Source organism: Natronorubrum sp. A-ect3, assembly GCF_041821125.1.
Classification (GTDB): domain Archaea; phylum Halobacteriota; class Halobacteria; order Halobacteriales; family Natrialbaceae; genus Natronorubrum; species Natronorubrum bangense.
The window spans coordinates 1,055,187-1,070,133 of the sequence record NZ_JBGUBB010000002.1 but is presented as its reverse complement, the minus strand read 5'-3'; the positions used below and the strand labels follow the sequence as shown (position 1 = coordinate 1,070,133).

General features: G+C 61.2%; 18 protein-coding genes. 17 read left to right on the top strand and 1 reads right to left on the bottom strand.

Translation table 11 applies throughout. The annotated features are described in order from the left end of the window. Positions 1–4: 4 nt before the first annotated feature. From ligA to ACERJA_RS12005, 9 genes are all read left to right on the top strand, one after another. Positions 5–1,744 (top strand): ATP-dependent DNA ligase LigA, encoded by a 1,740-nt coding sequence (ligA, locus tag ACERJA_RS12045; RefSeq protein ID WP_373608438.1) that lies wholly within the window; start codon positions 5–7, stop codon positions 1,742–1,744. Positions 1,745–1,794: 50 nt separating this feature from the next. Next, on the top strand, positions 1,795–2,025 hold the full coding sequence (locus tag ACERJA_RS12040) for a hypothetical protein (protein ID WP_373608437.1): 231 nt from the start codon (positions 1,795–1,797) through the stop codon (positions 2,023–2,025). A gap of 138 nt (positions 2,026–2,163) precedes the next feature. After that, entirely contained in the window at positions 2,164–3,297 is a 1,134-nt protein-coding gene (hisC, locus tag ACERJA_RS12035; protein WP_373608436.1) for a histidinol-phosphate transaminase, read from the top strand. After that, on the top strand, positions 3,294–3,827 hold the full coding sequence (locus ACERJA_RS12030; protein WP_373608435.1) for an adenylate kinase family protein: 534 nt from the start codon (positions 3,294–3,296) through the stop codon (positions 3,825–3,827). The genes hisC and ACERJA_RS12030 overlap by 4 nt, the downstream gene beginning before the upstream one ends. Then, complete coding sequence (locus ACERJA_RS12025; protein WP_373608434.1) at positions 3,824–4,435, top strand: CDP-alcohol phosphatidyltransferase family protein; 612 nt, start codon at positions 3,824–3,826, stop codon at positions 4,433–4,435. Before ACERJA_RS12030 ends, ACERJA_RS12025 begins: the two co-directional genes overlap by 4 nt. Before the next feature lie 63 nt (positions 4,436–4,498). Next, positions 4,499–5,053, top strand: coding sequence for a multiprotein bridging factor aMBF1 (locus ACERJA_RS12020; protein ID WP_373608433.1), 555 nt, complete (start codon positions 4,499–4,501; stop codon positions 5,051–5,053). A 171-nt stretch (positions 5,054–5,224) separates the two neighbouring features. Further along, the gene (gene tpiA / locus ACERJA_RS12015; RefSeq protein WP_373608432.1) at positions 5,225–5,869 is read left to right on the top strand and encodes a triose-phosphate isomerase; all 645 of its coding nucleotides are present in this window, start codon (positions 5,225–5,227) and stop codon (positions 5,867–5,869) included. A gap of 74 nt (positions 5,870–5,943) precedes the next feature. Further along, positions 5,944–6,363 carry a hypothetical protein gene (locus ACERJA_RS12010; protein ID WP_373608431.1) on the top strand — a complete coding sequence of 140 codons (420 nt, stop codon included), beginning with the start codon at positions 5,944–5,946 and terminating at the stop codon, positions 6,361–6,363. Between the two features lie 204 nt (positions 6,364–6,567). After that, positions 6,568–7,179, top strand: coding sequence for a toll/interleukin-1 receptor domain-containing protein (locus ACERJA_RS12005; RefSeq protein ID WP_373608430.1), 612 nt, complete (start codon positions 6,568–6,570; stop codon positions 7,177–7,179). A 13-nt stretch (positions 7,180–7,192) separates the two neighbouring features. Here the strand turns inward: ACERJA_RS12005 and ACERJA_RS12000 are convergent, their stop codons facing one another. After that, the gene (locus ACERJA_RS12000; protein ID WP_373608429.1) at positions 7,193–7,882 is read right to left on the bottom strand and encodes a J domain-containing protein; all 690 of its coding nucleotides are present in this window, start codon (positions 7,880–7,882) and stop codon (positions 7,193–7,195) included. A 123-nt stretch (positions 7,883–8,005) separates the two neighbouring features. Here ACERJA_RS12000 and ACERJA_RS11995 point away from each other — a divergent pair, with 123 nt between their 5' ends. The 8 genes from ACERJA_RS11995 (at position 8,006) to ACERJA_RS11960 (ending at position 14,898) form a co-directional block, all read left to right on the top strand. Continuing rightward, positions 8,006–8,434, top strand: coding sequence for a DUF3054 domain-containing protein (locus tag ACERJA_RS11995; protein WP_373608428.1), 429 nt, complete (start codon positions 8,006–8,008; stop codon positions 8,432–8,434). 613 nt (positions 8,435–9,047) lie between these two features. Beyond that, the gene (locus ACERJA_RS11990; protein ID WP_006065773.1) at positions 9,048–9,263 is read left to right on the top strand and encodes a hypothetical protein; all 216 of its coding nucleotides are present in this window, start codon (positions 9,048–9,050) and stop codon (positions 9,261–9,263) included. A 297-nt stretch (positions 9,264–9,560) separates the two neighbouring features. After that, a complete protein-coding gene (locus ACERJA_RS11985) occupies positions 9,561–10,565 on the top strand; it encodes a bifunctional oligoribonuclease/PAP phosphatase NrnA (RefSeq protein ID WP_373608427.1) in 1,005 nt (334 codons plus the stop codon). A 105-nt stretch (positions 10,566–10,670) separates the two neighbouring features. Beyond that, positions 10,671–11,591 (top strand): phosphatase PAP2 family protein, encoded by a 921-nt coding sequence (locus ACERJA_RS11980; protein ID WP_373608425.1) that lies wholly within the window; start codon positions 10,671–10,673, stop codon positions 11,589–11,591. 101 nt (positions 11,592–11,692) lie between these two features. Then, on the top strand, positions 11,693–12,274 hold the full coding sequence (locus tag ACERJA_RS11975) for a GNAT family N-acetyltransferase (protein WP_373608424.1): 582 nt from the start codon (positions 11,693–11,695) through the stop codon (positions 12,272–12,274). Between the two features lie 4 nt (positions 12,275–12,278). Then, entirely contained in the window at positions 12,279–12,584 is a 306-nt protein-coding gene (locus ACERJA_RS11970) for a hypothetical protein (protein ID WP_373608423.1), read from the top strand. Positions 12,585–12,701: 117 nt separating this feature from the next. After that, positions 12,702–14,384, top strand: a complete 1,683-nt coding sequence (locus ACERJA_RS11965; protein WP_373608422.1) for a methylmalonyl-CoA mutase — start codon at positions 12,702–12,704, stop codon at positions 14,382–14,384. Between the two features lie 118 nt (positions 14,385–14,502). Then, positions 14,503–14,898, top strand: a complete 396-nt coding sequence (locus ACERJA_RS11960; RefSeq protein WP_373608420.1) for a hypothetical protein — start codon at positions 14,503–14,505, stop codon at positions 14,896–14,898. Positions 14,899–14,947 lie beyond the last annotated feature (49 nt).

The following is a 14,947-nucleotide window of genomic DNA, read 5'->3' as shown; positions in this document are numbered from 1 at the left end:
GCCGATGGAGTTCGCCACGTTCGCCGACCGTGTCGCTGCGATCGACGCCGAATCCGCGGACCTCGAGATCATTGCCCACGTCAGGGAGCTACTCGAGGACGCAGGCGATGACCTCGCGGTCGTCGCCCGGTTCGTGCAGGGCCGGGTGTTTCCGGCCTGGCAGTCGACGACGCTCGATATCGGTCCGAACACCTGTTATGAGGCGATCGCTCGCGCGGCGGGGACGAACGTCAGCGCCGACGACGTCGAGGAACGGCTCGCCGAGGTCGGCGAGATCGGCGAGGTGGCAGCCGGCTACGATTTCGGTGGCCAGCAGGGGCTGGGGGCGTTCACTGCAGGCGGGACGAGCGACGCGTTGACCGTCCGTGAGGTCTTCGAGACACTCGTTGATCTCGCCGCCACTTCGGGTTCGGGCAGTCACGACACGAAAGTCGATCTCCTCTTTGGCCTGTTCAACCGCTGTGAAAGCGCGGAAGCCCGGTATCTCGCCCGTCTCGTCCTCTCTGAGATGCGTATCGGTGTCGGCGAGGGTGCCGTTCGCGACGCCATCAGCGAGGCCTTCGACGTGCCGGGCGAACGCGTCGAACGCGCGCTGCAGGTGTCGAACGACTACGGCCAGGTCGCTCGAGTCGCCCGTGACGACGGTCTCGAGGGGCTGGACGCGATGGACCTCGAGGTCGGCCGGCCCGTCCAGGCGATGCTCGCACAGGCTGGAACCGTCACCGACGCACTCGAGGAGTGGGACGAGGCGGCCGTCGAGTGGAAGTACGACGGGGCTCGCGTTCAGTTGCACCACGATCCCGAAAACGGCACAGACGCGGCTGAAACCCGTGTCTTCTCACGCAACATGGAGGACGTTACCAACGCCTTACCGGAGGTCGTCGAGTTCGCCGAACACACACTCGAGGAGCCGGCGATTCTCGACGGCGAGGTCGTCGCCGTCGATGACGACGGCACGCCGCTGCCGTTTCAGGAAGTCCTCAAGCGCTTCCGGCGCAAACACGACGTCGCGAAAGCCCGAGAAGACGTCGAGGTCCGGCCCGTTTTCTTCGACTGTCTGCACGCCGGCGGCGACGACCTGCTCGCCGAGTCGCTGACGACGCGCCACGAGCGACTCGAGTCCCTCCTCGCCGACGACCCGGATCAAGAGCCCGAAGCCGTCGACGGCCTCTCTTTGCTCTGGTGCACCGACGACCCCGACGAGATCGAGTCGATCGACGCCGACGCCCTCGAGGGCGGTCACGAGGGGATCATGCTCAAAGATCCCGACTCGACGTACTCGCCGGGTCGACGCGGGAAACACTGGCGGAAACGCAAACCCGACGTCGAGACGCTCGACTGCGTGGTCACGGGTGCGGAGTGGGGCGAAGGGCGGCGGGCGACGTTCCTCGGCACGTTCGAACTCTCCGTGCGCGCGGACGACGGCGGAGAACGACGTTCCGCCGACGCTGCGGTGGACTCGCAAAATCTAGCGACCGTCGGGAAGGTCGCGACCGGAATCACCGACGAGAAACTCGAAGAACTGACCGAGTTACTCGAGCCCCACGTCGCAAGCGAGGACGGACAGGAGGTAGACGTAGAGCCCGAAATCGTTTTCGAGGTCGGCTACGAGGAGATTCAGACCTCGCCGACGTACTCGTCGGGCTACGCACTGCGATTTCCGCGGTTCCAGGCTGTACGCCATGACAAGGACCCGAGGGATGCCGACTCGCTCGAGCGACTCGAGCGGCTCCGGGAGGTCTGACCGAGCGCAACCACGAAGAACTATGAGGGCTGCATTCCCGTCTACTACCGATGAATCTCGGACGGCTTCTCGAACTCGTCCTCGCGATGGCTGCGGTCGCGATCTCGATCTCGGTCGTGACCACCGACCTGCTGGCGGCCGCCTGTCTCCTGCAGTTCGCGATACTGATCGTCCTGGAGCACGATTCGGAGACGTTCCGCACCCTGATCGACGGCTACGAGCGTGAGCTGACGTTCTTCAAGTGGGCGCTCTTGCTCGTCGCGTTCGTGAGCCTCTGGTGACGGTGATCAAGCGCGTCAGCCGTTCACTTCGCCGCGGCATGTGGCTCTTGCTTCGTCGTGGCTGTCGGGTGAACTGACAGTCCCTGCGAGCGGAGACAGTTGAGCACTCTTAAGACCCGTCGTAAACAGCATTGGCGTATGAAACCGCGAGACCTGTCCGATCACGTCGCCTACGAGGCGGGTCGAGGGATCGAGGAAGTCGCCCGCGAGCTCGGGCGTGATCCTTCGGAACTGATCAAACTCGCCTCCAACGAGAACCCCCACGGTCCGTCTCCGGCAGCGACCGTGGCGATCCGTGAGGCTGCCTCGAGTGTCAGTTCGTATCCGAAAGCTGCCCACGCCGACCTCACTGCCGCCGTGGCCGACCGCTGGGATGTCTCCGACGAGCAGGTCTGGCTCGCAAACGGCGGCGACGGGGCGATCGATTACCTCCACCGCGCCGCACTCGAGCCCGACGACACGATTCTCGTTCCGACACCCGGCTTTGCCTACTACGGGATGAGTTCCCGGTTCCACCACGGCGACGTCCGGGAGTACAGCCTCGAGCGCGAGGCCGACTTCGAACAGACAGCCGACACCGTCCTCGAGGCCTACGACGGCGACCGAATCGTCTGGATCACGAGCCCGCACAACCCCTCCGGCTCGACCATGGCGCTCGCAGAAATCGAGCGGATCGCCGCCGAAACCGACGCGGAGACGCTGGTCGTCGTCGACGAAGCCTACGGCGAGTTTGCTGATGGTGAGAGCGCGCTCTCGCTGACCGAGGGACGAAATGGGTTCGAGTCCCGCGATGACGTGGCCGTCTTGCGGACGTTCTCGAAGGCCTACGGGCTGGCCGGCGTGCGACTCGGCTATGCCGTCGTTCCCGACGAGTGGGCCGACGCCTACGCTCGCGTGAACACCCCGTTCGCGGCAAGCGAACTTGCCTGCCGGGCCGGACTGGCCGCAATCGACGACGAAGAACACGTCGAGCGAACCGTCGAGACAACCCTCGAGTCCTGCCAGTACATGCGCGAGACGATCGACGCCCACGTCTGGGAGAGTGAGGGCAACTTCGTGCTCGTCGATGTCGGTGACGCGACGGCCGTGGCCGAAGCGATGCAGGAACGCGGCGTCATTATCCGTGACTGCTCGAGTTTCGGCCTCCCGGGCTGTATCCGCATTACCTGTGGGACCGACGACGAGACCGACCGTGCTGTCGAGACGCTCAACGCCGTGCTCGCGGACCTCGAACTCGATGACGACACCGATTCGGAGGTGGCCAATACGTGAGAGTCGCCGTCACCGGCACTCCGGGGACCGGGAAGACGACCGCGACGGACATCCTCGCTACCAGACTCGATGACGATTCGCTGCCGGACCTCGAGGTCATCCACCTGAATGCGGTCCTCGACGAGGAAGGCCTCTACACAGAGGTCGACGCCGACCGCGGGAGCAAAATCGCCGACCTCGAGGCGCTTTCTGACTGGCTCGAGGGCCGGGACGACGCTGTCATCGACTCACATCTCGCACATCACTTCGACGCTGACCGGGTTGCCGTCCTCCGGTGTGCCCCCGAAACGCTCGAGAAGCGCCTGCTCGAACGCGGCGAAACCGAAGCCAAAGCGGCCGAAAACGCCGAGAGCGAGGCTCTCGACGTTGTCCTCTCGGAAGCCGTCGACGAACACGGCCTCGAGTCGGTCTACGAGATCGACACGACCGATCGTGACCCCGAGGCAGTTGCTGACGCCCTCGAGGCGGTCGTGACAGGCGACCGAGAACCGAGCGCTGGCGAGGTAGACTTCATGGGGTATCTGACATGACGCTCGATAAGTTCCGTCCGTACGTCTCTCGATTTCTCGATCCGTTCGTCAAGGGATTCGATCGTGTTGGGATGAGTCCCGACGGGGTAAGCGTGTTAGCGTTCGGGATGGCGATCCTGGCTGCCGTTGCGTTCTTTTTGGGTGGCCAAGCAGCCCCGATCTGGTACGTCGTTGCTGCGATCCTCGTCTTTTGCAACGGCTGGCTCGACATCGTCGATGGGGCGCTCGCCCGCGAACAAAACGTCGCCTCCGCGGGCGGGGACCTGCTTGATCACGTCCTCGACCGGTATGCGGACATCGTCGTCATCGGCGGCCTGGCTGCAGGTGTCGGGGACTACTTCCTCGGCTTTCTCGCGGTGACGGGTGTCGTGATGACGTCGTATCTCGGGACGCAGGCACAGGCCGTTGGCCTCGACCGAGTCTATGGTGGGCTCGTCGGACGTGCAGACCGATTGGCGATTATCGGCCTCGTCGGCTTTCTCGCCTACCCAGTCTCGGGAACCTACGGCGGGCTCACGCTGATCGGCTGGCTGCTCGTCTTCCTCGCGGTCGTCGGCCATCTGACCGCGCTCCAGCGCTTTGTCTACTCCTGGTCGGCGCTCGAGTAACCGCCGTCTCCTTGTTCGGGAGCGCCCGCATGGTTTATCACTCGCCGCGATATAGTGTCGGGTATGGTCCAGTGCGAGATGTGTGGCGCTGAGACGTCGTCTCCGAAGACTATCAAGGTCGAGGGTGCGAAGTTAGACGTGTGTTCGAACTGCACCGATTTCGGCACTGAAGTCAAACAGCCCTCGAGCACCAGTGGCTCGACGAAGTATTCGACTTCGAGTTCGTCCTCGGGCTCTAGTGGTGGCTCGAGTTCCTCGAGTTCGACCACGAGTGCAAGCTCGAGTTCTTCGAGTTCCTCGAGTAGCCAGCGACGCTCGGATATGTTCGACGACATGGACGAGCTTGCGACGGATTACGACGATCGCGTTCGCAACGCTCGCGAGAACAAGGGACTCAGCCAGTCTGATCTCGCGAACGAACTCAACGAGAAGGCGAGCCTGATTCGAAAGATCGAACGCGGCGATACGCTGCCAAGCGACCGTGTCCAGTCGAAACTCGAGAAGTTCCTCGAGATTACCCTGAGCGCCGAGAGCGGCTCGGCTGACGACTCGGAGTGGTCGGGTGGCTCCTCGACGGGCAGTTACACGCTCGGAGACGTCGTCAAGCGCAAGGACTGAGACGGTCTGCTGTACCGATTTATCGGTGCAACCGCAGACAGTCGTAGCTGCATGGAACTGACGTATAGTTGTCCGTATGACGGCCAGTCGGTGCCGTCATCGACGGACGTGTGCGCCCGCTGATGCCGTCGACTCGCAAACTATTTCTTCCGTGCGAATGGCTGTGCTGATATGTTCATCCTCGTCAACCTGAAGACGTATCCATGTGATCCAGTCGCCGTCGCGGAAGCTGTCCGTGACGTCAACGAGTCTGCCGATGCTCGCGTCGCCGTCGCCCCGCAGGCGGCCCACCTCGAGCGCGTCGCTGAAACGGGTGCTGAAACGTGGGCCCAGCACGTCGATCCGATCGACTACGGGAGCAACACCGGACACACACTCGCCGAGACCGTCGCCGAGGCGGGCGCGGTCGGGACGCTCATCAACCACTCCGAACAGCGGCTGAAACTCGCCGACGTCGACGGCGCTGTCCAGGCCGCCGAACGGGCCAACCTCGAGACCGTCGTCTGTGCCAACAACCCGGCCCAGATCGGTGCGGCGGCGGCGCTCGGCCCGGACGCAGTCGCCGTCGAGCCACCGGAACTGATCGGCACCGGGACGCCGGTCAGCCAGGCCGATCCGGACATCGTCGAAGGCGCTGTCGAGGCAGCTCAGGCCGTCGACGCGGACGTCTCTGTGCTCTGTGGCGCCGGTATCAGTACGGGCGAAGACGCGGTTGCTGCTGGCGAGCTCGGTGCTGAAGGTGTCTTGCTCGCAAGCGGTGTCGCGAAAGCCGACGATCCGACGGCAGCGCTCGAGGACCTCGTCGAGCCGTTGTAAGCCGCATCCGTTTTTCGACTACCGTGACCCGATTCGGCCGGCAGCTTTTCACATCTCGCGTGATAGGGCCACCCATGACCGAAACTCGTCCCATCGACGTCGCACTCGAGAACCGACTCATGGGCCAGGGAATCTACGTCACCGAGTGTACGCTGCTATCGGACAACGATGTGACAGCTGCCGGATTTGATTCGGTCGACGATCTCCCCGACGGGACCGGCCTCGTCCTCGAGTACGAGACCGTCACCGAGACGTCGGGCGTCGGGAGCGACGAGGTCGGCACCGTCGTCCGGACGCTGCTCGACATCGCCAACGAGCACGGGTGGGCACCGGGACGGCTCGAGGCGACGTCGGTGACGACCGACGGCGCGGTCCGCGGCCACTGGCACGTCGACCAGGCGTGGTTTGACGGGCTGGGGCTCGAACTCGACGATCTCGAGTTCTCACAGCGAGTGCTCGAGACGATCCAGTCGGAGGCGGCCCAACAGGAGTGACTGGCGACTGTCAACTATCGTACCAACTGAAACTGGTTGCACACCGATCACACAGCTGTCGTGCGATCGGGTGCGCACTGAGGGTCAGTGGCTACTAGAGCCTGAGTGCTCGCTGTTCGACCGAGCGAGCACTCGACTCGCGTCATCGACTGCTGTTCGATAGTATAATATCGGTTCCCACACCCAACTCCTGTAGAGCAACTGATGACCAGAGAGCAGATTTATGTCTCACACGCGCCCGGTGATCTCGAACTCGTCCAGGAGCTGTTCTCGACGGTCAAGAACTTCCCGTTCGGCGTCCACATCACGTTCGAAGCGGTCGAATCCGGCCGGCAACGAAACCGGCTCGAGGGACGACTCGCAAACAGCGATGTCGTGGTTGCGGTGCTGACGACGGCGTCGGCCGACAGCCAGTGGGTCAACCAGGAGATCGGGTACGCCGTGGCCAAGGGAATTCCCGTGATCCCGCTGTACGACGATGAACACCATCGTGGCGGCTTCGTCGATGCCGTCGACGGCGTCGAAATCGACCGGCAGAACCCGTCGGCAACGATCTTCAACCTACTGAGTCAGCTCCGGGCACAACTCGCACCACTCGGTGCGCTGTCGGTCCCGAACTGGTATATTCGGTTTCCGTGTACGAACCCTGACTGTGGACATCCAGTCACACTCGAGATCGAACAGGAGCAGACAAAACTCTGGACACGATCCAAACACGGTAAGTTGTTGACCGCATCGTGTGAGCGCTGTGGAGCGACGTACGCGTTCGATCCGGCGACGATCGGTTACGTCCGTCGTGACGGTGGCGGCCGCTGACAGCGACGAGTGACTACGCCCCTTCGGTGAGCCGTTCGTAGGCGTCTCTGACGAGTTGGAACGCCGACCGACTCCCGCTTTGCTGGTCTGGATGGGCACGTTTTATCTGCGTATGAAACGCCGTTCGAATCTCTTCGTCGGTGGCACCGGGTTCGACCCCGAGAACCTCTCGAGCTTTCGTTTTCCTGATCTCGACGTCTTTAATGATCCCGTCGTCTTCGGCACTGTCCTTGCAGGTTGGACACAGCCGCTCGGTTCGGTCGTCGATAGTCGTCACGTGGAACAGTTCGGCGCGAACCCACTCGTTGCACTGCGTACAGAGTGTCTCCTCGTCGTCTGTGTCGCTGTCGCTTCCGTCAGTCGGTTCTGCTGTCGTGTCGGTGTCCGCTCTCGTGGCGGTTGCCTCTGAGTCGTTGTCCGGCGCTTTGGCCACACAGGCCGGACAACAGGAGACGACAGTGCCGTCGTTCAACACGATATCCTCGAGTTTGGCCTCGAGGACGGTTTCAGTACACCCATCACAGGTCCCACGGCGCTGGTCGAGCGATGAACACTTTCGTGCAGCCTCGCGGGCATGTGGCTCACAGCGGGGACAACAGGCGACGTGCTCGCCGTCCGGCATCGTCACTACCGTAAGCTCCTCGAGTGGAACTGCGCGGCCACAGCCATCACAGCCTGCATGACGGTCATCAGCCACAGCCATCGGTCGCATCTTTGTATTCATTCGTTATTAGTTCTTCTTCTGAGAGAGTCTGAACGGACACACTCAAGGCTGTAGTGGAGCCGAATCGGGACTACAATATGTGTTCGGTCCCGAACTGACGCTATGGACACAGCAGTTCGAACGGACGGCCGTTCTCGGCTGGTCGATCGAGAGACCCTCATCCTCGGTGTCGGAGACGTTGGGCTGCTCGCAGGGCTCGTTCTCGTCGGCCAACGCAGCCACGGTGTGAATCCGCTCGAGCAGCCGATCGCATCGCTCGAGGCAATCGCACCCTTCGTCATCGGCTGGCTCGTCGTGGCGGTGCTGGCGGGCCTCTATGCGCACACCGTCGTGTCGTCGGTGACTCGAGTCGCGCGGCTGACGACGGTCACGTGGATTGCAGCGGCGAACGTTGGCTTGTTGCTTCGCCAGTCGGTGTTCGGTGACACGGCAGCGTGGCCGTTTCCGCTTGTCATGACGGGGTTTGGACTGCTCTTGATCGTTGGCTGGCGCGTCGGCTACACGGCGGTTCTGTATCGAACATCGCAGTGAACTGCCTCGAGTCGGGTGGTTCGAACGAGCCGTAGATTTTTACTGGCACGCAAACTTGTTGGGTTTTTGGCGCTCGAATCGTCTACAGCAGCCACTGGTCGTCACTGCACAGCCGGTCGAACGACGGCTGTGGAAATCGGCTCCGTTGTTACGACAGGACAGCCATTTCGCTGCCCTCCCGTGAGCAGCCCCTTTCGTGCAGTACGAGACGCGCCGCGGTCTTGGGTGATCGTTTGACAGTCCCGTTGCCGGTACGATCTTCGCGCCTGACAGTTATTCCGTTCATGATATATCACTATTCGTACAGGCCTTTGCTGTGACTGAGAGGACTATAATGAATAACCATTATACATGCACAGTTAAACATCGGCGTCAGAAATGTGGAGTACCACGTTGCCGTACTGCGGTTAACAAATTTGTCTGGTAGAATAATATGTGTTCGCTGGGGGAGATTCAAGCAATGTTGGGGTTATTATTCCACACGTATCGAGACAAATATCCCACCCATAAGTTATGGATATGCACTCAGTTGAATACGAGTTAGAAATAAGTCCAGTACAGAGCGATTATGGGAAACGCTTATATACATATTCCTCATACTATAGCATAGATTATGACTGGATACTACGACATTGTTCTCGGCCTGATCCCAGTCGCACTGCTCGGTATCACTGCAGCGCTGACCGTCGTGGGTGTGTCGTTAACCGCAGCAGTTCCGATCGGCTCGATCGTCGCAATCGCGATCATGGGCCACGCGATGTTCGTCAACGGCCCGGCCGACGGTTCCGACGAAGCTCGCTCTGCACGTCCGCCCCTCAACGCAGACTAACCCGTTCCGGATCTTCTCTCTCTTCGCGGTCGTTTTCTGTCGTGACAATCTCGCTGTTTCGTCTTGCCGAAACTGTTACTGCACCCTTCTCTGTTCGAGTAGATCGATATCGTCCACACAGTAGACACGCACACCGGCCTGGCTGACATCACCACCGAGCCGAATGCGGGTCCGATAATCGGCGACACGAGGTTCGGAAACGCCGAGACAGAGGGCTGAAACCACCTGTGAGACAACATGCCTCGAATTTTGCGTTTTGACAGGGCATTCAAGCGTCTCGTCCCCGTATTTTGAGCTATGTCCCGTGCGGCCGAACTCGCGTCCATCCTCGAGACGACCGAGTCGCTGGTGATCGTCTGTCACGACAATCCGGATCCGGACTGTCTCGCCAGCGCGCTGGCTCTCGAAGCAATCGCGAGTGATTACGACGTCGACGAGGTGACGATCGCCTACGGTGGTGAGATCTCACACCAACAAAACCGTGCGTTCGTCAATATGCTCGACATCTCTCTCGAGACGCTCGACGATACTGATCTCGGTGAGTACGACCGTGTTGGGTTCGTCGATCACTCACAGCCGGGTGCGAACACGGAAGTTCCTGCCCGGACCACGCCCGATATCATCGTCGACCACCACCCCGGTGAGCCGGTCGGGGCCGCGTTCGAAGATGTCCGAAACAGCATCGGCGCGACAGCCACGATCTTCGTCGAGTATCTCGACGCGCTCGAGGTCGAACTGACGACGCGGCTCGCATCAGCGCTCCTGTTTGCGCTCCACCGTGAGCGACTGGACTTCGTCCGCGAGCCGACCAGACGAGAGTACGAAGCCGCACTTGCGGTCTATCCAAATGCGGATCTCGAGACGCTCGAGCAGCTGTATGGCAGCGCGTTTTCCTCGGAGACACTCGATGCGATCGGACAGGCGATCGGCTCTCGCGAACGGCGGGGCTCTGCACTGGTTGCAAGCGCTGGCAAGACCGCTGAAACCGATGCACTCCCGCAAGCAGCGGATTATCTACTGAATCTCGAGGGCGTCGATACGGTTCTGGTCTACGGCATCGTCGGGGATGTGATCCGACTGAGCGCTCGCTCTATCGATCCACGGATCCATATCGGTGAGACGTTGCAGGACGGCTTCGATGATCTCGGTCAGGCTGGCGGCCATCACGATATGGCCGGCGGACGGATCGGTCTTGGCTTGTTCGCCGACAATGCAAACGACACGGACGTGTTGCTCGCGTTCGTCGGCGGTCGACTCGTCCACCGGTTTTTCGACGCGTTGAACCTTGACGACGATCGGTGACTGTCGTTCGACGCTCGCCTCGAGACCGCAGCTTGGTGCGGATTCCGTCACCCAAATGTAACACGACCGAAAGAAATACTGGTTAGAATACTGAACAGTCTGGCGATGTGGTTCGACCCCGCTGTTATCGAAGCCGTCCGAGATGCCGTGCCGACGTGGCTCGGCGTCATCATGGTTGTGCTCTCGTATCTCGGGAGCATCTACCTGATTGCACCTGCAATGATCGCCGCCTACTGGGCCAACCGTGACCTCGTCGCACCGTGGCTCGGTGGTGTCATCGGCTGTTATGGGCTGATGTCGATCACGAAATCCTTTCACACGGCGACCCGACCGACTGTTGGCCCGCCAGTCAGCGCCGATGCATTCCCCGCGTGGTTCGTCCCATGGTACGAACACGCCGCTCATATCTCGACAACGAGCTTTCCCAGCGGCCACGCGATGGCGGCGACGATCATTGTCGGCATGCTCGTCGTCGATCTGCCGGTGAGCACCGTCCGTCGACGGGCTCTCGCTGGAACTGCTGCCATCGGTTGGGTCGGCTTTACGCGAGTTGGACTGGCCGTCCACTATCCCGGTGACGTCGCTGGCGGGATTGCGTATGGGGTTGGCTTTCTGGCGTGCTACTATCTGGTCAGACACGTCCTTGCGCGTCGGCTGTCGATCGATACGGCGACCGCTGCGTTCGCAGTCGGGTTCGTCGTCAGCCTGATCGCAGTCATCTACGTCGGGAGCCGCAACGCACACATCGCCTTCGGTGGTGGGCTCGGCGGCCTACTCGCCTGGCACTACACCCCAGTGCTCGTCACGACAATCCAAGACTCTGTCTGGGAGTCTCTCCTCCCGATTTTGGGTATTGCCATCGTCGTCGGGACCTGGTTCGTGACGGACCTGGGCATCGGAAACCGACTGTTCATCGTCCTCTGGACTGCGTTGTTTCTCACAGCCGTCGTCGTCGTTCCATGGGTTGCACCCACGCGTGCGCTCTGGTCGTCAGCAAAACGCCGTAGTCGCCGGCTCACCGGCTGAGCCGACTCGAGACGAACGCAGCGACTTCAGACCTCCATCGTTGCGAGATTCCCGTGACAGCCGACAGTATTCTTTTATCGGCACAGCCCGTACTTCAGATCATGTACGTCCGGGACGCGAAAAACAGAGAGGAGGTCTGGCTGCTCGACCATATCGAGGCGATGGAGCTCGACGAGACGGCGTTTCGCTCACGTGACTACGTCGTCGCCATCGACGAACAGTCCGGCGAGAAGGCGGGTTTCGGACGTATTCGCATCCACAGGGACGACGACGGCGATGTCTGTGAGTTGACCAGCATCGGCGTCCTCGAGGGATGGCGAGATCAGGGCGTCGGTGCCCACGTTATTGAGCGACTCGTCGAATACGCCAGCGACGAAGGGTTCGAAACCGTCTACGCGTTGACGGGCGCAGGGAGCTACCTCGCCCAGTTTGGCTTCCGGCGGATCGACACCTCACAGCTCCCAGCCACCCTTCAGCAGCGTCTGACTGAGAAACGCGATAGCGTCGATCCGGAGGCGGTCCCCCTGGAAATCAGCGTCGATCGATTCCGAATGCCCGAGGAGCGTCGAGAGGCGTTCAAACGCGCTCCTGAAGACCGTGGGGAAACCTCGGACGAGGAGTCCGCCGAAGATTTCGGAATCGACCCTGAGACGGCGACGTATAAGTACGACACTGGCCGGTAACTCGATGACCGAACCCGACACCGAAAGGTGCAGCGACGACGACAGCGTCCGTGTCTGGCTCGTCGAGCGGACGTACTCGGACGACGAACTGAACCTGATTATTCTGGTGTACGCCACCGAAGACGGTCGCTACTACCACCGCCGCGAGCGTGCGCTGACGAGTTTTACCGGCCCTGCTCGAGCGACGAAAGCCGGATTATGCGTCTCACCCGACGCGGTCGGCACCGTCGCCGATCCCGACACTCGAGATCGGTACGCAACGGAGGCGCGCAGGATGGCCGAGCAACACGAGCCGGACGACGATGTCTAATCGGCGAGCCATCCAGTCACGTCGGGCGCTCAGCGATGACATCAACGAGCCACAGTCCGCGACGACATCAGCCGCATTCATCAACCTTCAAGCCCCACCCCACCAACTGTAACCATAATGTTTGACTCTGACGAACTCGAGGAGATTCGTGCCAACGAGGAGGAGTGGCACGAAGACGAAGTAGAGCCAGTTATCGACCGGTTCGGTGAACGAAAGGAGACGTTCACGACGGACACGGGGGGCCAGGAAGTCGATCGGATCTACACGCCCGAGGACGTCGCTGATATCGACTACGATGAAGACCTCGGCTTCCCGGGAGAGCCACCGTACACGCGCGGTGTGTACTCGACGGGCTACCGCGGTCGACTCTGGACGATGCGCCAGTACGCTGGCTTCTCGACGCCGGAAGACACCAACGAGCGGTTCCACTATCTGCTCGATCAGGGACAGACCGGGCTGTCGATGGCGTTCGACCTGCCGACGCAGATGGGTCACGACTCGGACGCCCCGATGTCCGCTGGTGAGGTCGGTAAAGCGGGCGTCGCGATCGACTCGCTTGATGACATGGAGACGGTCTTCGACGGCATTCCGCTCGACGAGGTCTCGACGTCGATGACGATCAACGCACCCGCCTCGGTGTTGCTCGCCCTCTATATCGCCGTGGGTGATCGGCAGGGCGTCGACCGTGAGGAGCTGCGTGGGACGATCCAAAACGACGTGCTCAAAGAGTACAGCGCGCGGAACACCTACATCTATCCGCCCAAGCCGTCGATGCGGATCATCACGGACATCTTCGAGTTCTGTTCGGCAGAGACGCCGAAGTTCAACACGATCTCCATTTCGGGCTATCACATCCGCGAGGCAGGTGCGACGGCAGCACAGGAACTCGCATTCACGCTCGGTGACGGGATCGAGTACGTCGAGGCGGCGATCGACGCCGGACTCGACGTCGACGAGTTCGCCCCGCAGCTATCCTTCTTCTTCAACGGCCACAACAACATCTTCGAAGAGGTCGCGAAGTTCCGCGCAGCCCGTCGGATGTGGCACGATATCATCGACGAGCGCTTCGATGCCGACGATCCGAAATCCAAACAGCTCAAGTTCCACACCCAGACGGCCGGCTCGATGCTGACCGCCCAGCAGATCGAGAACAACGTCGTCCGTGTCGCCTATCAGGCCCTTGCGGCCGTCCTCGGCGGCACCCAGAGTCTTCACACCAACGGCAAAGACGAGGCGCTCGCGCTGCCGACCGAAGAGTCCGTCCGTACCGCCTTGCGAACCCAGCAGATCCTCGCTCACGAATCCGGCGCGGCAGACACCATCGACCCACTGGCCGGCAGCTACTACGTCGAAAGCCTCACCGATCAGGTCGAGCAAGAAGCCTACGAACTCCTCGAGGAGGTCGACGAACGCGGTGGGATGCTCGAGGCCATCGAACAGCAGTGGGTCCAGCGCCAGATTCAGGACACGGCCTTCGACCGCCAGAAAGAAATCGAGAACAAAGACCGCATCATCGTCGGCGTCAACGAGTTCGAAGTCGAGGAAGACGTCGAGATGGACGTCGAGGAGGTCACCAAAGAGGACGAACAACGGAAGATCGAAACCCTCGAGGCGACCCGCAGCGAGCGCGACGACGAGGAAGCCGAAGCGAAACTCGAGGCCCTGCGTGAAGCGGCTCGAGGCGACGAGAATCTCATGCCGTACATCATCGACGCGGTGAAAGCGTACGCGACCGTCGGCGAGGTCTGTAACGTCTTCCGCGAAGAGTTCGGCGAGTACCAGCCCGGCAGCGCGGTCTAGACAGGGCTGTCCTCGAGTCGAAGCAGCTGTTTTTGCGGCGTGTCACAGTTCGGACACAGGGTAGCGAACATCGAAATCATAATAGTATGAGATTTCCTCTCGCCGAAATAGTTCACTAATGTACACAATTGAACAGACGGAGTTCGGGTTCAAGATTACGTTTGCTGGGAAGATGGACGAACAAGAGCTTCAGGAGTGGACCGACGACTCTCGAACGGCGTTACAGGACGCACCTGACGAGTTCGGTGTCCTCGTCGATATGCGGGAGTTGAACCTGCTTAGCGACGATGAACAGCAGGTCATGCGAGCGGGACAGCAACACTATCAGGACGCAGGGATGGTTCGCTCGAGCGTTGTTCTCGACTCGGCGATTCTGACGCTGCAGTTTCGTCGCCTCGCCAAGGAGTCGGGAATCTATGAATGGGAACGGTATATTAACGCCGGGACGAGCGACGACTGGCACCAGCAGGCAGTCGACTGGCTCGTCGATGGCGTCGATCCTGATTACCAGTAACGCGCGATGCGTCATGGGTGTTCAGCGAAATTTCGTGGAGACGTAGCCC